General features: G+C 60.0%; 17 protein-coding genes and 1 pseudogene. 6 read left to right on the top strand and 12 right to left on the bottom strand.

Annotation, left to right across the window (positions count from 1 at the left end; translation table 11 throughout):
- Positions 1-6: 6 nt before the first annotated feature.
- Both BD293_RS23135 and BD293_RS16530 read right to left on the bottom strand, forming a co-directional pair.
- Positions 7-534: pseudogene (locus BD293_RS23135) on the bottom strand (fasciclin domain-containing protein); the annotation flags it as partial.
- Between the two features lie 189 nt (positions 535-723).
- Positions 724-933 (bottom strand): glycine zipper 2TM domain-containing protein, encoded by a 210-nt coding sequence (locus BD293_RS16530; protein ID WP_142083646.1) that lies wholly within the window; start codon positions 931-933, stop codon positions 724-726.
- Between the two features lie 513 nt (positions 934-1446).
- On the opposite strand from BD293_RS16530, the gene BD293_RS16525 reads away from it, so the two are divergent.
- Positions 1447-2286: a cobalamin B12-binding domain-containing protein gene (locus BD293_RS16525; protein WP_142083644.1), complete on the top strand. Its 840-nt coding sequence runs from the start codon at positions 1447-1449 to the stop codon at positions 2284-2286.
- On the opposite strand, the gene BD293_RS16520 is transcribed toward BD293_RS16525, so the two are convergent.
- Complete coding sequence (locus tag BD293_RS16520; protein ID WP_142079320.1) at positions 2267-3226, bottom strand: IS1595 family transposase; 960 nt, start codon at positions 3224-3226, stop codon at positions 2267-2269. The genes BD293_RS16525 and BD293_RS16520 overlap by 20 nt on opposite strands.
- A gap of 110 nt (positions 3227-3336) precedes the next feature.
- On the opposite strand from BD293_RS16520, the gene BD293_RS16515 reads away from it, so the two are divergent.
- On the top strand, positions 3337-4065 hold the full coding sequence (locus tag BD293_RS16515; protein WP_142083641.1) for a hypothetical protein: 729 nt from the start codon (positions 3337-3339) through the stop codon (positions 4063-4065).
- A 79-nt stretch (positions 4066-4144) separates the two neighbouring features.
- Here BD293_RS16515 and BD293_RS16510 read toward each other — a convergent pair whose 3' ends face one another.
- From BD293_RS16510 to BD293_RS16490, 5 genes are all read right to left on the bottom strand, one after another.
- Positions 4145-4813, bottom strand: coding sequence for a class I SAM-dependent methyltransferase (locus BD293_RS16510; protein ID WP_142083638.1), 669 nt, complete (start codon positions 4811-4813; stop codon positions 4145-4147).
- Between the two features lie 172 nt (positions 4814-4985).
- Positions 4986-5297, bottom strand: a complete 312-nt coding sequence (locus BD293_RS16505; protein ID WP_142083635.1) for a hypothetical protein — start codon at positions 5295-5297, stop codon at positions 4986-4988.
- 64 nt (positions 5298-5361) lie between these two features.
- On the bottom strand, positions 5362-5973 hold the full coding sequence (locus BD293_RS16500; protein WP_142083632.1) for a phasin family protein: 612 nt from the start codon (positions 5971-5973) through the stop codon (positions 5362-5364).
- A gap of 258 nt (positions 5974-6231) precedes the next feature.
- Positions 6232-7389, bottom strand: a complete 1158-nt coding sequence (locus tag BD293_RS16495) for an LBF_2804 family protein (protein ID WP_142083630.1) — start codon at positions 7387-7389, stop codon at positions 6232-6234.
- 73 nt (positions 7390-7462) lie between these two features.
- Positions 7463-8281 (bottom strand): AI-2E family transporter, encoded by an 819-nt coding sequence (locus BD293_RS16490; RefSeq protein WP_281286693.1) that lies wholly within the window; start codon positions 8279-8281, stop codon positions 7463-7465.
- Between the two features lie 84 nt (positions 8282-8365).
- On the opposite strand from BD293_RS16490, the gene BD293_RS16485 reads away from it, so the two are divergent.
- A protein-coding gene (locus BD293_RS16485) for an IS630 family transposase (protein WP_142079597.1) occupies positions 8366-9324 on the top strand; the annotation gives its coding sequence in 2 pieces (ribosomal slippage) (positions 8366-8707 and positions 8710-9324; 957 coding nt in all).
- 461 nt (positions 9325-9785) lie between these two features.
- Here BD293_RS16485 and BD293_RS16480 read toward each other — a convergent pair.
- The 3 genes from BD293_RS16480 to BD293_RS16470 all read right to left on the bottom strand — a co-directional run bounded on the left by BD293_RS16480 (position 9786) and on the right by BD293_RS16470 (position 15705).
- On the bottom strand, positions 9786-12983 hold the full coding sequence (locus tag BD293_RS16480; RefSeq protein WP_142083626.1) for a DNA translocase FtsK: 3198 nt from the start codon (positions 12981-12983) through the stop codon (positions 9786-9788).
- A 13-nt stretch (positions 12984-12996) separates the two neighbouring features.
- Positions 12997-14175 carry an aminotransferase class I/II-fold pyridoxal phosphate-dependent enzyme gene (locus BD293_RS16475; protein WP_142083624.1) on the bottom strand — a complete coding sequence of 393 codons (1179 nt, stop codon included), beginning with the start codon at positions 14173-14175 and terminating at the stop codon, positions 12997-12999.
- 189 nt (positions 14176-14364) lie between these two features.
- Positions 14365-15705: an amidase gene (locus BD293_RS16470; protein ID WP_142083621.1), complete on the bottom strand. Its 1341-nt coding sequence runs from the start codon at positions 15703-15705 to the stop codon at positions 14365-14367.
- 150 nt (positions 15706-15855) lie between these two features.
- Between BD293_RS16470 and BD293_RS16465 the strand changes: the two genes are divergently transcribed.
- Positions 15856-17082, top strand: a complete 1227-nt coding sequence (locus tag BD293_RS16465; protein ID WP_142083619.1) for an FAD-dependent monooxygenase — start codon at positions 15856-15858, stop codon at positions 17080-17082.
- A gap of 58 nt (positions 17083-17140) precedes the next feature.
- Here BD293_RS16465 and rnd read toward each other — a convergent pair whose 3' ends face one another.
- Entirely contained in the window at positions 17141-18316 is a 1176-nt protein-coding gene (gene rnd, locus BD293_RS16460) for a ribonuclease D (RefSeq protein ID WP_142083616.1), read from the bottom strand.
- Positions 18317-18562: 246 nt separating this feature from the next.
- Here rnd and BD293_RS22760 point away from each other — a divergent pair, with 246 nt between their 5' ends.
- A complete protein-coding gene (locus BD293_RS22760) occupies positions 18563-19090 on the top strand; it encodes a hypothetical protein (RefSeq protein WP_170207014.1) in 528 nt (175 codons plus the stop codon).
- Positions 19091-19319: 229 nt separating this feature from the next.
- Positions 19320-21413: an OmpA family protein gene (locus BD293_RS22755; RefSeq protein WP_170207168.1), complete on the top strand. Its 2094-nt coding sequence runs from the start codon at positions 19320-19322 to the stop codon at positions 21411-21413.
- The last annotated feature ends 117 nt before the right edge of the window (positions 21414-21530 follow it).

The raw sequence follows: 21530 nt of genomic DNA, 5'->3' as shown, positions 1-21530 counted from the left end.
ATCGGCTGCGGGCAGCAGGACGCGGTCGATCACATGGATCACACCGTTGGACTGCACGACATCGGCAATGGTCACAGTTGCGGTGCCACCCGTCTCATCCGTCAGGGTGATCATGCCGTTTGACGCGCGCACCTCCAGCATGCAGCCACCCAGTGTTTCCACCATGTGAACACCGCCACCATCCGCGATCATGCCGCTGATGACATCGGACATCGCATTTGCGCCAAGCACATGACAGGTCAGCACTTCGGTCAGCGCATCTACATTCTCGGGCATCAACAGTGTGTCGACGGTGCCTTCGGGCAGTGCCTCGAACGCCGCGTTAACGGGTGCGAATACTGTAAAAGGCCCTTCGGATTGCAGCGTGTCGACCAGACCGGCGGCCTGCACAGCGGCAACCAGTGTCGTGTGATCTGCGGAATCTACAGCGTTCTCGACGATGTTGCGCTCTGCAAGCATCGGTGCGCCGCCAACCATCGGGTTCTCTGCCATCTGCGCGGCAGCGGGTATGGCGATGAATACCGTTGCGGTCATCAGCGCCGCGCGAATTGAAAGTCTCATGTCGTGTTCTCCCATTGGACGCCTGTGTTGGCGTGTTGTGGTAAAGTTACGGATCGATATACGGGGAAGTTTCACCAAGCTGAAAATGCCCTGACGCCGTCACCCCAATGTCTTGGATCGCAGGATCGGCAGGGCATGGGCGCGGCCCGCACGTGACAACCCTCAGTTGGTGCGCGCGTTGCCGCCCAAGACCGTGCCGGCAGCCGCGCCGCCAAGCATTGCGGCCGTCCGCCCCGAACCCGACCCCACCTTGGAGCCGACAGCCGCACCCGCGAGAGCGCCTGTAGCTGCGTTGATCTGCGGGTCATTCGTGCAGGCCGCCAGAAACCCGATCGACGCCGCAAATACTGCCACTGATGTTAGTTTTCTCATAGTGTGGTCCTTCTCTGTTCATATGTGTCGCATCACGGCGCGCGCAAATGGCCTTGCCATCAGCGCGGTGGTGCTGAATGCGCGGCGCGTGAATAACGCTCGTTGTTCCACCGGCATTGGCGCGATGTGGGCAGGTTACGGCAGCCTGTGTGCGAAAGTTTCAGGTGGTGGCGCGTCGCTGCATAACTCATCCGTGAAGGGCGGCGCAGGGGCCACGCCCTGACAGCTTGTCGCTCTCGTAGAAATTTCCGCTGCGGTGTGGTAGTGTTTGTTTGACGAGGGGTACGGCAAAGCTACTTGAGTTGCATGATCAAGGGGGTTTTTGTTCCACGACAGCAGGTTGGCGGCCACTGCGCAGAGGGAAACAAGGTCGAAAGGCGTGGTGTGTCGCAAAACCGCTGACAGGCGTGCTGGATGTAAGTCCACAGCGAACCGCAGCGATCGTCCGAGTTGCACTAAGGTCTGACAGACCGAACACCAAGGAACATACGGCCAGAGGGAGGGGCGCGGGAGTTGGACAAAGGTGTGGACCAAGGCTGTGAATCCTGGCTGGTTCAAGGGATCGAAGCGCTCAGCCGCAAGATCGGGGCACAGGCAATCAAACTGGCCGATCACGCGCAATCCGAGGGGGCGGCCTTTAGCGACGCGGTGTCGTCCGTATCGGATATGCTTTCGGTCAACGCTTTGCATGACGCGCTATTGAATGGCCAATTTGCCGCCTCGTTAAGACTTTGTCTTTCGTTCAGGGCATCGCGGCGACATGACGGCACGGCGGTATATTTGCAGCTGCTTTTGCCAACCATCGCAGAGCTTGGGCGCGACTGGACCGAAGACAGGGCAGGATTCGAGCAAATCGCCTTCGCCTATAGCCTTATGCACAAGATCATAGAGACCCTTGGTGCGACTGACCGTTTGGCCAGAAAACAGGATAGGGTCTTGTCATTGGGGCGCGTTATCGTGGCCGTTGCGCCGGAGGATACGCATGATTTTGGCGCGCGTATTATGGCAGAATCGCTGAACTTGCAGGGCTGGAATGTCACATTTGTTGACGGCACCAACACCGCGAAGGTTGCGGGGCTGCTACAGCACGAACCGGTCGATGCCTTGGCGCTTTCTGTCAGCACGGATACTGCTTTCGTGGGCTTGGCCGATATGATATCTGACTGGCGGAACGCGGACAGCTCGCAACGTATTGAGATCATTGTCGGGGGGTCGGCGATCACCGCACCTGTCAACCAATACAATTTCTTGCAGGCCGATCACGTGGGCCTTAGGATAAACGAGTTATCCGATCATTTGCACCGGCAAATAACAAAGGCTCAATTGGCGTTAATTATGCGTGCCTTGAGATAGGCAGGATTCCTGCGGCGGCGGCGAGTATCGCGCGGGGAGTTTGGTGTTTTGGAATGACTGCAAGTTGAAACCAGCGCAGGTAGCTGTCCAAGTACTTGGTTGCGATGCCGCGATGGCGCCGCAGGAATGTCTTGAGCCGCTCATGTCGACTGTTCACGGTTTGAATGTGCAACTCCCCGCGAACACGTTGTCCTGCAGTCTGGTTGAGGCTTTCATGGCTGATGCCCATTGCTGCTGCGCAAGGCGGGTAACTGGTGCAGCCATCAGTGACCAAGAGCGCATCAGGATCGAGAAGCGGCTGCAAAACCGCCTGCAGATGTGCGGCCGTCACTGCTGGCAAGACAGCACTTATGGTGGTGCCGGATCGGTCGGCTGCGACCAAGACCGGAACCTGCTCCTCCGACAAGCCGCGTTTGGCGGCCTTGCCGCCACGTTTACGGGCCTTACGATCAAGGTTTCGTTCACCTTTTCGGCTGCTCAGAAAGAAGGTCTCGTCGGCTTCGACGATGCCGCGCAACTTGATCGCCCCAGCCGTCACCGCCCGAAGAAAACGATGACGCCAACGAAAAGCGGTCGTGCGCGCCACCATGCAACGCTCAGCGGATACCTTTACCGTTTCGCCGTCACGTAACGAAGCAGCGAACTCTGCCCAACGGCCCTTGTGGCGCAGGCGCGCCAGCGGAGTACCGGTCAACGCGTTGAAGGTTTTGCCGCAGCCTTTGCAAAAGAACCGGGAAAGGCCACTTGCATGACCCCTGATGATAGCTCCTTCTGAAGCGCAGTGCGGGCAGATACGGTCCTCACGAACCTTTGCCTCAAGGAGATCGACCACCGCCTGCAATGACGGAGACCCAGAAAGGATCCGACTCGCCTCGGCGCGCTGGTCCGGCGAGAGGTTATCCGTCTCATTGAGCCAAACCAGAAAGATGTCGTGGTCCATATATACCCCTCCACACAGTATGTTCACTATATGTTCTATCGCACATGGGCACGCATAACAAACGCTAATTGAGCCATAACAAACGACAGATACGGCAGGCGGAACTTATCATGACGACACTCAAGCGCGCTAGAACCAGTTTTTCCCTTAATTTCGCAGCATTCCCGCCTGCGGTGCTGGAAGAGATTGTCGTCGCTGCAAGTGACTTGTGTTTGCTGGTGACGGACGCGAATGTTGTAGAGGATATTATCCGTGGCGGTGCGGTAGATGACCTCATCGGTGAAGACTGGATTGACAAACCCCTTCAAAGCATCGTCAGCAAGGACAGCTGGCGCAAGCTTGACATGCTGTGGTCCGCACAAAAGCAAGATGCGCCTGTCTGGCGTCACCTGAACTTCATTATTCCAAACGATCCGAAGGGTGAGGGGGTGCCGCTGCTGGTGCGCCGGATCGCTGTGGATAACGGGCGTTCCATTGTCGTTTGCCGGGATTTGCGCCCTTCGGTGAAAATGCAAAAGACATTCAACACCGCGCTGCATGAGATGGTGCAATCCCTGGAGGATAGCCAAAGCGCGCAGCAGTTTCACCCCTCCGATTCGGGCGGGGCAAAAGCAAAGACATCCGTTTTCCAAGGGCGCGCAACTGCGGCTGTCGAGAAGGCGATTGATGAGGTCGGGCATCTGCCCTTGGCCGAGATTGTGACGCAAACTGCGCAAGTGCTGGAAGATATCTGTATCCAGTTGGCGTATGAGAAATGTGACTACGACCTGTCAAAAACGGCGGATCTGCTGGGGATCAGCTCGGATGAACTGGCCTCTCGTATCCATTTCGTGCCGTAATGAATTTGGCACTTTGCCCATCGCGCCAGCAATCCGCCCGATAGATTGCGCCATAGCCCTTCGCGGTTCTGCGCGGGTTTCAGGCCCGAATGGGCTGCGCTGTAAACAGTATCTGACCGCGCGGTAGCATCACGCTGCTGCGGGTCATGTGCCAGCCGCAGCCGTGCACCAGATCGGCCAGGTCATCAGCAAGAATGTGATAGGGCGCGCGTTGGGCATGGGTCACAACACCGTCAGCCTGTCGGAAGGGCGTCATTGCCGTGGCCGGATCAGGGGCAAGAAACACTGTAAACAAAAAGCGCTCCAGCCGGTCGAAGCGGCGCAGGTTTGTCAGGGCGTAGCGCAGGTGAGTCATTGGCAGATGCGGAAAAACCGCAAAGGCTATGGCATGGGTTATGGTGTCAGGAATACCCGGAAACTCGAAACGCGCATCTTCTATCAAACGCGCAGGGTCCAGTCTGGTCGGGTTGTCCAGTTCCGTCCGATAACCCGCCAGCAGGATATCACGAGACGCATCTGTTGCCCAATAGTGGCCAGGGTCCAGATAGGGCACGGCCTTGCAGCCCAGCCGCAGCGCGCCCGCCCCGATGTCCAGAAGATGATGATGCGGCAAAAGGCCGCCTTCGCGCAGGATCGTCAGCTCGATCCGTCCAGTCTCTTCCCACCGTCCACCTACAATGGCGCGATGTTTGCCCGCAGCAATGGCGGAGTCGTAAAAACCGACGGTTTCATAGGGGTTCGTGGACAATGCCTGCGTCTTCCAAAGGAACTGGTGTCAAAGCTGCTTTGCGCCTTCTCATGTCGGCAAGTCAAGTGGCCCGACATGACCTGCGCATTGCATCCTGAACCCAGCGCTTGAAGGCGCAGCAAAACCTGATTTTAAGCAAGATTAGCGCGGCAGCTCAGTACAGGCGCGCCCTTCAGTCAAAGCCGCGCAGGTCGCGGATATTGGCCGCAGTCCGCGTGCCGTAAGGGGCGAGTGCAGCATGGGCAACCTCCACCGGGTCTTTGCCCGTTGCCAATGCGGTCGAGGCGGCAGTGTTTGATTCCGCAAAGGCTGTTGCCTTCTCGACCACCATGGAAACGGCCTCGTTCATGCTGACCGATCCGTGTGCAAACATCATCGAGCGCCGCAAGAACACTTCGCCTGCTGCCATCGTCATTGTATGATACGCTGTCGTGAACGCGAACAGGGGTTGCATGGCGTCGGGGACATCATCAATGTCGAACATGTACTTCTCACAATTCTTGTTGGGTTAAAAAAAGGGCCGTGGCCCTTTTTCTTTTGCTAACCGATTACCGGGCTGTGCTTTGCAATTCTGCGGTCACCGCAGAAACGCGCGCCCCAAGGGGTACCGCTGCTTCTTTCGTCGCCGAGGTGTAAATCTCGCTCATGCGGATCGCCTGCTGCGCCCAGCCATCCAAGGCGTGCTGCGCAAACGACATCTGCTTTTCCACCAGTTCGGTGGGTGATTTGGCGTTGGACAGGTCCTGAACAGCCGCGATGCGGTCCTCGTGGGCCTTTTTGGTATAGGCTGCGATCTCGCCGCTGAAATTCTCGAACGCTTTTGCCGAGATCTCTGACGCTTTCGAGAGCGCTTCAAGGTTCTGCTGACCAAAGCTGCTCAGACCGTGCATCCGCACCGAGAGTTTCTCGATCGTCTCGCCCAGCGTCTTCTGCGTGTCTTCGGTCATGCTGGCAACTTGCGCGCTGGCCTCGCGCGCAGTGGCGACGGCACGTTCTACGACCTCTTTGCCAGCATCCGTGGCAACTTTGGTCGCGTCATTGGCGGTTTTGGTGACAACATCTTGCGGTGTTTCCACTGCTTTGCTGACCGCAGGCTTGGCTTCGCTCGCAGCGATCTTTGCTTCAGGGGCTACGGCTTTGGTGGTGGATTGCTTGGTCATTGAAATGCTCCTTGGGTTATGGGTTGTTACACCTATACTTGGGGGCGATGCTGCGCCGCAGCAAGAGTAAATGCTGCATTGCAGCAAATTAGTTTACACAGCCCGCTCTGAAAGTCCCTTTTGTCAGCAATTCTCGCGGCGTTTCTGTTCCGCCCGAACCACAGGGGAATCTCAGCAGTGCCGCCAAGCCCGACAGCGGTATGCACCGGATCATCTTTCATGGTGTTGTGGCAGATCAAGGGGGCGGGGCACGCATGGTCAGGCGGTATGGGCGATCCCGTCGCTGCGGGTGTCTGAAAGCGCCGCGCGCGTGATCTGATCGCCGCGCGTCAGAGCTTTGCGCAGCGCTTTCAGGCGCTTTTCATCCAGCGTCGCGCCGCACGCATCACAGGCGTTGGACAGAAATTCGGTCTGTTCGCGGTGCGTGCGCGCGCCGATCACACAAGACAATGTCAGCAAGTCAAGCACGCGGGTCTGACTGGCGGCATCCAGCGCAGGCAAATGGTCGCGCACCGCTGACCAGTCGAGGGAAATATCCTCGTCACGTTCCAACGCCTTGCGCAGGCGGGTCATCAGATAAATCTGGTTCGGATGGGCATCGCGCCCACGGGTCAGCATCTCGCCTGCCGCCTGCAAGATCACATCCCTTTCGGTGGCATCCAGTCCACTGACATCGTCAAAATGCGCATCCATCAGACCGTCGACAGCAAATGGCCCCAATGTGCGCACCCGCGCTTCGGCCATGATGCGCCAGATGATATAGGCATTCCAGACCGCGTAAAGCGGGCCAGCGAACAAGGGCACCATGCCACGGATCGCCATACGCGCGGCCACCCTGCGCAAGAACACCCGCAGGATGAAACTGCTGACCCCGACCTTCAGCTTATAGGCAATATTCAGCGCTACAAGCTTCCATGCCGAGACATGGACATAGGGGTCAATCCCGTAAATCTCGACCTTTGGGCTGGGAAACTCCAGCGCGGCCCGCGCAAGACTATGAGAGAACAGTTCCGGCCCATCGCCGCGTGACAGGTTCAGCCCCGATTGCTGTGTGACGCGCGCAATCCCGTTCAGCGCCAAGGCGTATAGCAAGGCAATCTCTACCGCGCTGACCACGCCCACAAAGGCGTAGAACGCAGACCAATAGGGCAGGGCGTCTTCCCAGTCGAAACCGTCCATCCCGCCGAGATATGTTTGACGCATCCAGATTTCGGTGACCCCGATCAGCCCGCCCGACACAAGCCCCGCCAGCGCCGACAGGCCAATGACCCAGCGCGTAACACGGCCAATCTCGGCCAATCGGGCGCGCGAGGGGTGTGCGCTGCCGCCGCTTTCCGCGCCGTGTTGCGCCAGATAATCGGCAAATCTGCGCTCCAGCATATTCGGTTCGGGCGAGTATATGTCGGCAGTTGGCACTGTCACCTCTCTTGTATTTCCGGCGTTCTGGATATGGCCTGTGCCTTGGGCAGAACGGCCGAAGCGGTTTGCGCTAGGTTATGCGCTCTCCCAGCGTATGCTCTACCCACAGCTTCTGGACTGCGACCATCCCCACGATTGTAAGCGGGGCGGCAAGGATCAACCCCATCACACCAAAAACAAGACTCAGCAGCACCTGCACCGCGATCAGAAGCGCCGGGGCAAGATTGACAGCTCTTTGCTGAATCAGCGGATTGACGACGCTGCCTTCAAGGTTCTGGATCACCAGATAACCCGCCAGAACAATCAGCCCTGTTTGCATACCTGCGGCAAACCCCACTGCTATGACCGGCACCGCCGCGATCAGCGGCCCAATGAAGGGGATAAACGTCAGCAACGCTGTCAGAACTGCAAGACCAAGCCAAAGCTCGATGCCAAGCACAAACAGCCCAAGCCCGACCGAAACCCCAAGCAGCGCCATAGACACAAGCTGCCCCAGAAACCACCAGCGCAGCGCATGGGCGAGTGCGGACAGCGTTTCTTCTGCGATCCCGCGTTTCGCGGGCGGCACCAGACGCAGTGCTCCGCCCCGGTAAAGCGCAGGATTCACCGCAATGAAACCTGTCAGGACCACAAGGATAACAAAGCTGGTAATAGCACCAAGCGCGGTCATCCCCCACGTCAGCGCCTGCCCCGACATGTCGCGCACGGCACTGGCCAGCCCGCCGTTCTCGTCATCTTCTTCCTGCATCACGCCAAGACCCGTAAGCCAGTCATGCGCTTGCTCTGCAAACTCGACCACCGCCTCGCCCACGTCTTGCAATTGCATGACCAGACGCCCTGCAGACAGGCTGGCCACTGCAATGATGAATGAGAAGACCGAGATCGAAATAACTAGAGCGCCGCGCTTGAAACGTGAATCGATGGATTCCCTTTGAGGTTGATTTGTGATTCATGTTCCTTGGGAGGATGTCTTATGTCATCAGCATTGCCGTCAGCGCTTCGTGCGCGGTTTCAAGAGTGTATTGTAGAAGGATTGAGCGGTCGTGCCGCAGCAGCACGGCTGAAGTTGTCCGCCGCCACTGGTGTGCGATGGCAACGCAGGCTGCGGGAAACGGGTTCGATTGAGCCGGAGCCCCAAGGCCGTCCTCCTGGTCATGGGAAGCTGTCTTCTCATCAAGCGTTGCTGGAAGAATTGGTGGCGCAGGATGGTGATATCACTTTGCCAGAACTTGCCGGTGCATTGGAAGCTGCCACTGGCATTACCGCGCACGCGGCCTCCATCGGGCGGTTTCTGCGCAAGCTCGGATACACATATAAAAAAAGTCGCTGGTTGCCACCGAACGGTTGCGCGCTCATGTGAAGGAGCGGCGTAAGAACTGGTTCAGGCATCACCTGCCTGCCATGCAAGCGCATCCTGATCGGCTTGTCTTTATTGATGAAACCTCCGTCAAAACCAACCTGACCCGTCAATACGGACGCAGTCTCTGCGGAAAGCGCCTGGAAATGGATGCCCCGTTCGGGGCGTGGGGAACGCAGACATTTATCGCTGGTTTGACGCACGACAATCTGATCGCGCCGTGGGTCATCAAAGGGGCAATGGATGGTGAAGCCTTTGAGGCCTATGTCCGAAATGTCCTGGCCCCGGAATTACAGCCAGGCACTGTCGTTATTTGCGACAACCTCGCCACCCATTACAACAAGGCTGCTGCGACGGCTTTAAGAGATGTGGGATGCTGGTTCTTGTACCTGCCGCCATACTCCCCTGACCTCAACCCCATCGAGATGGCTTTCTCAAAGCTCAAGGCACATCTGCGTAGGATTGGAGCCAGAACATTCGATCAGATGTTCGACGCGCTCACGGAAATCTGCGACCTCTTCACACCGGACGAATGCTGGAACTTCTTCTGTGGGGCTGGATATGCATCAGGTTAAAGGCTCGACGCTCTAAAAGCGCCCACCCGCGAGATAGGGGCGTGCGCCGCGCGATTGCCGATGAAAGCCCATCAAGGCCGACCGCAAGCACAACCGCTGCGAACACCAGAAGCAGCACTTCGCCAAGAAAATACGAAATCAGCAACAGCCCCGCCGTGAGCAGGATCGAGTCGGTCCTGATGCTGCGACGTTCCGAACTCATGTATCTGCGTCCCATTGCGGCACGCGTTAACGCTGATGCCACAGACAAAACGCCTTGATCCCTGTCCCGTTCCAACCCTTGCGCAAGAAAAAGCCGTCCACCGGGGCATGATCTGGTTGCTGGGGTCAAATCCGGCCCGCTCCGCGCGACCGGCAAAACTGTCCGCAGATGCTTGGCGCGGCCCGAAGACAAAGCACTGACGCTCGCCCGTCATATAGCGGTCGCCGGATTGCGCTGACGGCAACTGGTGCGCGTCCGGTTATCCCTGCTCTGGGATCAGTATCTCGCGCTTGCCGACATGGTTGGCCGGCGTCACCAGCCCTTGGTCTTCCATCTGCTCGACCAGACGCGCGGCTTTGTTATAGCCGATGCCCAGTTTGCGCTGGATGTAGCTGGTTGAACATTTCCGATCCTGAATCACGACCTGCACGGCCTGATCATACAGTGCATCTTCGCCTGTGGTGTTGCCCCCCAGACCCAGAACAGCGTCAATGTCGGCTTCCTTGTCCGATTCCGGGCCTTCGACCACGCCGGATTTGTAATCTGGTGGCCCAAAGGATTTCAGGTGGTTCACCACCTCTTCAACCTCTTCATCACTGACAAAGGGGCCATGCACCCGCACGATCCGCGAACCGCCCGCCATATAGAGCATGTCGCCCATCCCCAGAAGCTGCTCGGCCCCCTGTTCACCCAGAATGGTGCGGCTGTCGATTTTGGAGGTTACCTGAAACGAAATCCGCGTGGGGAAGTTGGCCTTGATCGTGCCGGTAATCACATCGACCGAGGGGCGCTGCGTGGCCATAATCAGGTGAATCCCGCTTGCCCGCGCCATCTGCGCAAGCCGCTGGATACAGGCTTCGATTTCCTTGCCAGCGACCATCATCAGGTCGGCCATCTCATCGACCACAACCACGATAAAGGGCAGAAGCTGGGGCGCAAATTCCTCTGTCTCGAACACCGGATCGCCGGTTTCATCGTCGAAACCGGTCTGGATGGTGCGCTTGAACATCTCGCCTTTTTCCAGCGCTTCGCGCACGCGGCCATTATAGCCGTCAATGTTGCGCACGCCCATCTTGGACATCTTGCGATAGCGCTCTTCCATCTCGCCCACGACCCATTTCAGCGCCACCACGGCCTTTTTCGGATCGGTCACAACAGGTGACAGCAGATGCGGAATGCCGTCATAGACGCTGAGTTCCAGCATCTTGGGGTCAATCATGATCATGCGGCATTCATCCGGGGTCAGACGGTACAGCAGCGACAGGATCATGGTGTTGATCGCCACAGATTTGCCCGAACCGGTTGTCCCTGCAATCAGCAGATGCGGCATCTTGGCCAGATTGGCGACGACGGATTCGCCATCAATGGACTTGCCCAGCGCGAGTGGCAAGCGCATCTGCGTATCACCAAAATCACGGGCGGCCAGAATTTCACGCAACACAACCTTTTCACGCTGAACATTGGGCAATTCAATCCCGATGATCGACCGGCCCGGTACCGTCGAGACGCGCGCAGACAGCGCCGACATCGAGCGCGCAATATCATCGGCCAGACCGATGACACGGCTTGCCTTCAGCCCCGGTGCAGGTTCCAGCTCGTATTGGGTGACAACAGGACCAGGGCGGACGCTGACAATCTCGCCGCGCACACCGTAATCATCCAGCACATTCTCCAACATCCGCGCGTTCTCTTCCAACGCTTCATCGCTCAGGGTGTAGCGCTGCACTTCGCTTGGGTGTTCCAGCAACGAGAGGGGCGGCAACTCGAAGACCGGGGCTGCCGCATCGAATGCGAAAGCGGGTTCCGCCTCGGCTTGTGCCTGACGCGAGGGTTGCGGACGGGAATGCGCATTGGTGACAACGCGGCGCTGCAAAACATGGCCTTTGCGCGGTGCCTCTTGCTCGAACAGCGGCTCTGCATGCAGCAGTTGCGGGCCTTCGGGGCGCGCAGTTGGGGCCGGTGCGGGTGCGGGCTCTGGGGTGGCTGCGGGTTGTGCGGCAAGCATCCAGTCCGGCATGGGAACAGACCCGAACGGTGCCGCGGGCAGGCTGGCGCTCAGGCTGGCGCCCGCCACTGGCAGCGGGACATCGGGTGACATGCTGTGCGGTGCGGGATGCTGCGGCGCGGGCGCGCGCAGGGGCGGCTCTGTGTTCGGGTGGCGCGTGCGGTCAAACTGAAAGACCGGCTTTGCGCCCTTGCGGTGACGGATGGCATCGGCAATGCGCGACTTGATCCGCGCATCCCCCGAGGGGCGCGCATCTATCGCAGCCGCGCTCAGGCGGGGTTCAACCAATTCCCCACGGATTGGCAATTCCGGCTCTGGGTCCTGATAGGACGCCGAGAGTGGCCGCGTGGAGAGGGATTTCAGTTTTGACAACAGGCCGGATGGTGCTGCCTCGGGGGCTGGGCTGCTTTGCGGCTGACGCTGCTGATATTCCGGCGCTGCTTGTGCCGGTGCGGCATAATAGGCCGCTTCATCGTCCAGCAGAGGGAAATCATAATCGTCATCATCCTGCGCCGCAGGGGCAGGCGGGGCATATGCCGCCGCACGGATCACTGGCGGAGAGCGGCGCGCGCTGCCGTCGCTGTGCAATTGCGGTTCGGCGCGTGGAAAAGCATGCTGGTGCTGTCCGGCCGGATGCGCGGGCCGTGCGCGTGGGTTGTGGTAATCGCCATCCAGTGGCGGGGCTTGACGCGCAAATGCATCTTCGCGCGCATACTGGGCCTGTTCGCGCGCTGCACGACTGTCATGCAGTTTGCGCGCCATCGCGCCCCCTGCAAGGCGCATACCCCGCACACCGCCAACAGCGCCCCCCCGCAGCAGAGCGCGCAGCCCTGCGTAGCACAGCACAATACCGGCAGCCACAAAGCGCATAAAACGCAGCGCCTCATAGCGGTGAACACCCAGTACAAAGCTCCAGATCGCAAGCGTTGCCAGCAACATGACCACGCCCATCATCTTGACGCCCGCAGACGCGCTCATGGGCAGGGCATTGATGATAGCGCCCAAAACAGTGTCGCCAAACACGCCGCCCATACCATATAGGGTGTCCCATCCGGCGGTCGGGACCAGTGTCGCACTCCACACTGCGGTGACGGCCAAGCCGATGGGCAGGAAGATGCCGCGCGTCAGCACCTGCTCATGGCCAATTCCCGAAATCAGCCGCGCACCCCAGCCCGCAAAGAACAGCACCAGCCCCCAAGACGCCATACCAATTATAATCATCATGGGAGAGGCGATCATCGCGCCAACCCGCCCCAGAGAGTTTTGCACAGGCACATCAGATGAGCTTAGCCAGCTTGGATCAGCCGGAGAATAGGACCACAGCATCAGCGCAATCAACCCGCCAAGGGCGATCAGCCCCACACCCAGCAATTCACGCCCGCGTTTTTGCAACATCGCTTGCAGATTGCTGTCAAGCAAGGGTTCGCTCGAACGGGTATTGTAGGATGCCATCTGTGAAGCCTCGTTACGGATAAATACAGTTGCGCAGACGCCGAAGCGCCTCTTCGAGTTCGTCAATGGGCGTGACCATCGCCACGCGGATAAACTTTTTGCCGGGATTGAACCCCTCCATCTCACGCGACAGATATGCCCCCGGCAACACACGGATGCCGGTCTGCTGCCACAGGTGCAAGGCCGCCGCTTCGCCATCTTCCACAGGCAGCCACAGGAAAAACCCCGCTTCCGGCCCCTGATAACCCGGCACCGCAGCAAAGATGCGGTCTGCCAGCGCGTATTTCTGCTGATAGAGCGCGCGCGACCGGTCTACATGCGCCTCGTCATTCCATGCGGCGGCGGCGACATGTTGCAAGGGTTCGGGCAGGGGCGCGCCTGCATAGGCGCGCAACTGGCGGATGCGGCGAATGCTCTCGACCCCGCCTGCGACAAAACCCGACCGCAGCCCCGGCAGGTTGGAGCGTTTGGAAAGTGAATGAAACGGCAACACGCGTTCAGGGTCTGCGCCCATCTCGCGTGCGATCTGCAACACGCCGGGGGGCGGGGTGTCACGGTATATCTCGGAATAACACTCATCCGCGAAGATCTGGAAATCATGCCGCTGGGCCAAGGTAATCAGGTCGCGCAGATATTCTGCATCCGCAACCGAGCCCTGCGGGTTCGCGGGCGAGCAGATATAGACAATCGCCACCCTGTCGAGCGTTTCGGCAGGCAGGTTCATGTAATCGGGCAAATGGCCGCTGGCTTCGGTTGCGGGCACGTAAACGGGTTCGGCTCCAATCACCAGCGAGGCAACAGCATAGGCCTGATAAAAGGGGTTTGGGGTCAGGATGACGGGCGTCTGCCCGTGCTTGTGTTCGGGGCACAGCGCAAGGGCCGCGTTAAACAACCCTTCGCGTGTGCCATTCAGCACCATCAGGTTCTCTGGTGTCAGATCGGCACCGTAGCGCCGCGAAATCCAACCCTGAATAGCCTCTAGCAGGGCGGGGATGCCCTCATTCGTGGGGTACCTTGCAAAACCGTCCAGATGCGCGTTCAGCACTTCGGCCAGAAACGGTGGCATTTCATGGCGCGGCTCGCCAATCGTCATTGCGACGGGCGCACCACCTGGTTGGTGATGGTCCAGAAGCGCGCGCAGGCGCGGGAATGCGTATTCAGGCAGGTTCGAAAACCGCTCTGGAAATGCCATGGACTGCCTCAAACTCACGGGATCTTTGCCCCAATTAAGGGTCAGCATACCCTGACAGGCCGCTTCGGTCCAGAAAAAGGCTTGAAGAAATGACAATAACCCCGCGAATTTGTGGTATTTTCGCAGAACACACAAGATGTCGTGTATCTGCTGGCATTCCCGCCTATGGGTAGCGCTGCGCGGCCCCGCTTAGACGCCGCGCACCACTGCTTCGGCTGCCGCACCCAAACGCAGCAAGCGATCCTCGGCCATGGGTGGTGCCATCAGGCTGATCCCGACCGATGGAATGGCCGTTGGCAGCGTCAGCACGCACAGGCCCAGCATGTTGCCAATGCGCGTGTTGCGCAATGTCAGCAGGTTTTCTATCGTGAAATAGGCGTGATCCTGCATCAGGCGCGCTGCGTCCGGGGGCAGGTTTGCCGCAGTTGGCAACAAAACAGCATCATACCCCGCTGTTTGCGCCAGATACGCCTGCCGGTGCGCCCGCAGCGCATCCCACGCGGCCAGATAATCCGTCGCTATATAATCCCGACCAGACCGGAAGCGTTCCAGAATAGGCGAAAAGACCGCTTCTGGCCGCGTCTCGATCAATTCGCGCCACTGGGCATAGCATTCGGGTGTGTAGATGATGGGTGACAGCGCCAGCGCCTCCTCGACTGGGGCGAGGGTGGCGCGGTCGATCTGCGCACCTGCCTGCTCCAGCCGCGTGACGGCCTGCTCGAAACCCTGCGCAGGTTGGTCGCGGATGCTGTCAAAGGGCGCGCCCTCCAGCACCAGAAACCGCCGCCCCGCCAACGTTGCACCGCGTAGGTCGGGCGCGGGGCGGTTCTCCATATCGGCCAGCACCTGTGCGCAATCCTCGACACTGCGGGCCAAGGGGCCGACTGTGTCGAATTTCGGGGCCAGCGGCACCACCCCTTCCAGCGACAAGCGCCCGGATGTGGTTTTCAGCCCCACAAGGTCATTCCACGCCGCAGGAATGCGCACAGACCCGCCAGTGTCGGACCCGATCGCAACGGCGGCCAGCCCGAAGGCAACCGACGCCGCCGCCCCCGAAGAAGAGCCCCCCGGCACGGCCTGCGGGTTGTTGATGCAGGGCGGTGTTTCTGTCACCGGGTTCAGCCCCAGTCCGGAATACGCAAACTCGGTCATATGCGTCTTGCCAAGGCAGACCGTGCCCGCCTGCGACATGGCGCGCAGCACAGCCGCATCCGCTGTGGGGACGCGCCCGCGCAACAGCGCCGTGCCGGATTCGGTGGCGACATGCGCTGTATCGAACAGGTCTTTCCATGAGACGGGCACACCATCCAGCACGCCGCGCCGCAAACCTGCGCGCGCACGACCCCGCGCGGCCATCGCCTCGTCCAGCGCGCGGTTGCGGGTCAGGCGCGCGTAAATGCGCTGGCCGTCAGGGTGGGCGCTGATCGCGCCCAGATAGGATTCAGCCAGCTCCACAGGGCAAATCTCGCCCTGCCCGATGGCGCGCCCAATATCACATGCGGAGTGGTCGGCCCATTTAATGTCGGTCATTTGTCCCTCGCGCAGCGTTTCCATTGGGCGCAAAGGGACTATCTGGCGCATGTCCATGTCAAGGGGCATTCGAACCGGCGCACGGCGAAAGCCAGCGCATTGCCCCTTTTGACGCATGGACTTTGGGTGGTTGGATGGCATAGTTGCACCATGACACATGACACAGATATTCTGATCGTAGGCGGCGGGTTGAATGGCCCCTCACTGGCTTTGGCGCTGGCACAGGGTGGCTTGCGCGTCACTGTTGTGGATGCACTGCCCCGCGACACCCGTGCAGCCCCCGAATTCGATGGCCGATCCTATTCACTGGCGATTGCGTCAACCCGCGTTCTGGCAGGTTTGGGCGTCTGGGCCGATGTGGTAGACCAGACGCAGCCCATCTTGCAGATCAAGGCCAGCGATGGGCGACCGACCGAAGGGGCCGCACCCCTGTTTATGCACTTCGATCACGCCGAGATTGAAGAAGGGCCGATGGGCCACATGTTGGAGGATCGCATTCTGCGCCCCGCCTTGCTGGCGGCGATGGACCGTGAGCCCCTTATCACGCATGTCTCTGACGCGCGCGTTATCGCGCAGCAGATCGACGCACAGGGCGCGACTGTCACCACTGAAAGCGCCAAGACATTCCGTGCGCGCCTTCTTGTCGGGTGCGACGGGCGCGATAGCCCGACAGCACAGCGCGCGGGCATCAAGCGCACAGGCTGGGACTATGGCCAGACCGGGCTGGTTTGTGCCGTTGCGCATGAATTGCCCCATAACGGCTGCGCGCATCAGTTCTTTATGCCCGCGGGCCCGTTGGCGATTTTGCCGCTGCCGGGCAACCGCTCTTCCATCGTGTGGACAGAACGCACTCAAACAGCCGCCGCTATCCACGCGCTGGATGACACGGCCTATCTGGAAGCCTTGCGCCCCCGCTTTGGCGAGTTTCTGGGCGAGATTTCATTGGCAGGCAAGCGCTTCGCCTATCCGCTGAAACTGACCATCGCCAACAGTTTCATTGGCCCACGTCTAGCGCTGGTGGGCGATGCCGCGCATGGGATGCACCCGATTGCAGGACAGGGGTTCAATTTCGGGCTGCGCGATGTCGCCGCCCTCGCCGAAGTGCTGATCGAGGCCATGCGACGCGGCGAAGACTTCGCCAACCCCCTGGTTCTGGAACGCTACCAGCAATGGCGCCGCTTTGACACGATGATGATGGCCGTGGGCACGGACAGCGTGAACAAGCTGTTTTCCAACGACAACCCGCTGATACGCGGGCTGCGCGATCTGGGCATGGGCGCGATTTCCGCAATGCCCAGCCTGCGCCGCCGCTTCATCCGCGAAGCGGCAGGCCTGACAGGCGATCTGCCGCGCCTGATGCGGGGCTTGCCGATCTGAGTGATCCCGTAAAGCTTCGCAACGGCGCAGAAAGCCCGGACAGGTGGCTACTCAAACGTCACGACTGCGGCAGCGCTATCACCTCGACCCGCTCGCCGCGTACGGCCAATCCGACCTCTCCATTGCACAGGCTTAGGGCGTCATGGCCAAACACCACAGCGCGCCAGCCAGCCAGCGCGGGCACATCGCGCGCACCTGCTGCAAGCGCGTCCAGATCCGCCGCCGAAGCGATCAGCTTAGACGCCACACCGGTCGCGTCGGATTTTGCCTTGAGCAAGACCCGCAACAGATCGGCCAGCGCGGGGTTGACCTGTAGGTTTTCGCGGCCATTCTCGGATTTGGGGAAATTCTCCGGCGGACAAGCCAGCCCGCGCCCGACAGCGTCCAGAATACCTTGCGCAATCTCTCCCTTGCGGGCCTCGCGCAACAGCAAACGCGTGCGCCCCAGATCATCCGCGTTCTGCGGCTTCAACGAGGCCAGCTCCAGCAGCGCATCATCTTTGTAAATCCGAGAGCGCGGGACATTGTTCAGTTGCGCATGGCTTTCGCGGAAGCTTGCCAATTCGCGCACAATCGCCAGAAACCGCCCGGAATCATTGCGTGTTTTGACCCGTTTCCACGCATCTTCCGGCAGGGTAATGTAAGTTGCCGGATCATCCAGCGTCGCAAGTTCTTCGGCAACCCAGCTTGCGCGGCCCGTCTCTTCCAGCTTTGCGGCCAGCTTTTCATAGATCACGCGCAGATGTGTCACATCGGCCAGCGCATAGCCCAGTTGCGCATCACTCAGGGGCCGGCGCGACCAGTCCGTGAAGCGCGAGGTTTTGTCGACACTGCCGCGCGTCAGTTTGCGCACCAGTGTTTCATATCCGATCTGGTCGCCAAACCCGCAGACCATAGCGGCGATCTGGGTGTCGAATAGCGGCTGTGGCAGGGTGCGCCCTTCGATCAGGAAAATCTCCAGATCCTGCCGTGCGGCATGCAGCACTTTGACGGTGCTGGTGTCGCGCAAAAGGGTGTAGAACGGCTCCAGCGACAGCCCTTTGGCCATCGGGTCAACCAGAACCGCCGGCCCCGTTTCCGGCCCGTCATCACCTGGCAAGGCCATCTGAAGCAGGCACAGCTTGGCGTAATATGTGCGCTCGCGCAGGAATTCCGTGTCAATCGTCACATATGGGGCATCATGTGCAAGCGCACAAAAGCGCGCCAGATCTTCGGTCGTGGTGATCAGATCCATAGAATTTGCCTGACTGCTGGTCCTGTTGCATTTGCATAGGCAATATGCGCCGTATTGGAAAGCCCCGTGCGGACGCTGCGTGACATTTGTCCCCACCCTGCAATGCTGCTTGATCCCATATGCCAAACACAGCGCAGATCGACAAGACCGGCCAGTCACTCCCGCGGCATCGCAGGGTGATGTGCCCTTGCCTCTCGCGCAGAAACCTATAGGTTTTTGGCAGTCGCGGCAGCAGGAGTGATTGAAATGATGAAATACCTAATCGGCCTTGGCGCGTTGGTCGCAGTGGTGGTCGCGTATTTCCTGCTGGTCCCGGCAGACACCCCGCCTGCGCCAGAACCGGCCTCTGAACCTGCGGCATCTGCCCCCGCGCCGGAACCCGAACCCCAAGCAGCGCCCGTTGCACCCGAAGCGATCACCCCGTCAGATACAGAAGCCGAGGCACCCGACGAAGAAGCCCTGCTAGAGGAAATGGCCGCTGACGCCCGCGAAAGCCTGCCGTCAGCAGTGACCGACACGCTGACCCTGACCGATGCGCTGTTTGTACCACGCATGCGGATCATGGAATATAATTACGTCACAACCGCCGCTGATGCCCGCAGTTCTGCCGACGAGATGCGCAGCCTGATCGAATCCCGTGCCGAGACGATCTGTACCGAAGGGCGCGAGATGTTCGGAATGGGCGTCACCTTGCGCAACAGTTTTGAAGATGGCGCCGGAAATCTGTTTCAGCGCGTCTATTTGCTGCCCGAAGACTGTCAGCAATTCTACTGATCGCCAGACACGCTTTTTCACCACAATCATTTAGGTTTTGCACCGTGCCCAGCGGCGCAAAACCCACTGTTTTTGGATAACACGTCTTGGTGAGGTAGTATTTCGGCATGCGTCAAACATTGACGCACAGCGTTATATAGACACCATGAACGCGTCTGTGCTTTCGCTGGTCGCTCAGCCCCGGTTAGGGTGCTGTCACCGCGTCGGCTCAAAAACAAAGGAAGAAACAATGCCTGTCACACCGCTAAAGGCCACTACGGCGCTTGTTACCAGCCTGTCGCTGCTGTTGCCCCACCCCGTGCTCATCTCGTCCGCCTGGGCGCAGGAAGCCGAGTTGCTTTGCCTTGATGAAACCCAACCACCCTGCCCCGAAGGCGAGCCGGAAGACGGCTCTACTCCGCAGGAACGGGCTGAATTCGCTGCAAGCGAAGCTGCGCGACTGGCCGCAGAAGCCGAAGATGCAGCACGGCTGATCGAAGAAGAAGCCGCCGAGGCCCAAGCCGAAGCCGAGCGCCTGCAACAAGAAGAAGCAGAGGCCGAAGCATTGGAAGCGGCACTGGCCGAAGCTGAACGCATCTCAGCCGAGGCGGCCGAGGCTGAAGCACAAGCTGAAGCGCTCCGCGCCGAAGCCGAAGCAGCGGAGGCTGAGGCACTGGCGGCGGCGGAAGCTGCGGCCGAAGCCGAGGCGCTTGCCGCTGAGGAGGCCGAAGAAGCGGCCGCCGAGGCAGAAGCCGAAGCACTTGCCGCTGAGGAAGCCGAAGAAGCGGCCGCCGAGCAAGCAGAACTCGAAGCTCAGGCCGAGGCAGAAGCGGAAGCTGCGGCCGAATCCGAGGCGCTTGCCGCTGAGGAGGCCGAAGAAGCGGCCGCCGAGCAAGCAGAACTCGATGCTCAGGCCGAGGCAGATGCCGAAGCCGAGGCAGATGCCGAAGCACTTGCCGCTGAGGAGGCCGAAGAAGAGGCCGCCGAGCAAGCAGAACTCGATGCTCAGGCCGAGGCAGAAGCCGAAGCCGAAGCCGAAGCCGAAGCACTTGCCGCTGAGGAAGCCGAGGAAGAGGCCGCCGAGCAAGCAGAACTCGATGCTCAGGCCGAGGCAGAAGCCGAAGCCGAGGCAGAAGCCGAAGCAATTGCCGCTGAGGAGGCCGAAGAAGAGGCCGCCGAAGAAGCAGAGCTGGAAGCTCAGGCCGAGGCAGAAGCGGAAGCGGAAGCAACAGCCCTGGCCGAAGCAGAAGATGATGCAGAGTTGACCGACCCGACCGTTGATGAAGAGCAAGAAGCGCCCGTTGCGGCGACGCAGGAAGCTGAAGCAGCATCTGAGGGATTGGTTGAAGAGACGCTGGATGCGGAATCCGTCCGGACCAGCGCGCAAGACTTCGCAACTGCCCTTGGTGAAACAGCCCCAAGCGGAACGCAAGACGGCGGACGCAGCGGCCTGAGCAACCTTGAAAGCGCGTTGCTGCTGGGTCTGGGCGCTGTTGCTGTCGGCGCAGTGCTGCGCAGTGGTGACCGTGTGGTGGCCAATACCGGTGACCGCGTAATCGTTGAGGGCGCGCGCGGATACACTGTTTATAAGGACGATGATGCCCTGCTGCGCCAACCCGGCGCAACTGTGCGCACCGAAACCTTTTCGGACGGGTCATCGCGCACTTTCCTGGAACGGGCTGACGGTTCTCGGGTCGAAACAATCCGGGATTCGCGCGGACGGGTCGTGCGCCGTGCCGCCATCTATCCAGATGGTACACAATACGAGTTGTTTGATGATCTGGAACCAGCGCAGGTGGTCGATGTCCGCCAGTTGCAAACCCAGCGTCCTGCCCCACGTCGCCTGTCAGTCGCAGAAAGCGATCAGGTTGCCTTGCGCGCAGCCTTGCGCGAAGACATGACGTTTGACGCAGGCCGGACCTTTAGCCTGCGCCAGATCCGCGAGATCGAGCAGGTGCGCAGCCTTGTTCCGGCGATTGATCTCGATACTGTAACCTTCGCCACCGGCTCTGCGGCGATCCCGGCAAAGCAGGCGCGCAGCCTTGTGCGGCTGGGCATCCTGATCGAGGAAATGCTGTTCGAGAACCCGCGTGAAATATTCCTGATCGAAGGACATACCGATGCAGTGGGCAGCGCAAGCTACAACCTTGCCCTGTCGGACCGGCGCGCAGAATCCGTGGCGCTTGCCCTGACCGAAGCGTTCCGCATCCCGCCTGAAAACCTGATTGTGCAGGGCTATGGCGAAGAGTTCCTGAAGGTGCAGACGCAAGCAGCAGAGCAACGCAACCGCCGTGCAACTGTGCGCCGGATCACACCGCTGCTGCGCCAGATCGCGGCGAATTAAGCGCGCAGCGCTGTAATAAACAGGCGGCCCACTTGGTTGGGCCGCCTGTATGATCGACCAAAGCGGAACTAATCACGTCAAACCGAGTTTACATCCTGTCTGGGTTTATCCGAACAC

Source organism: Roseinatronobacter monicus, assembly GCF_006716865.1.
Classification (GTDB): Bacteria; Pseudomonadota; Alphaproteobacteria; order Rhodobacterales; family Rhodobacteraceae; genus Roseinatronobacter; species Roseinatronobacter monicus.
The sequence above is the reverse complement of the archived record's forward strand: the minus strand, read 5'-3'. Positions and strand labels throughout refer to the sequence as shown.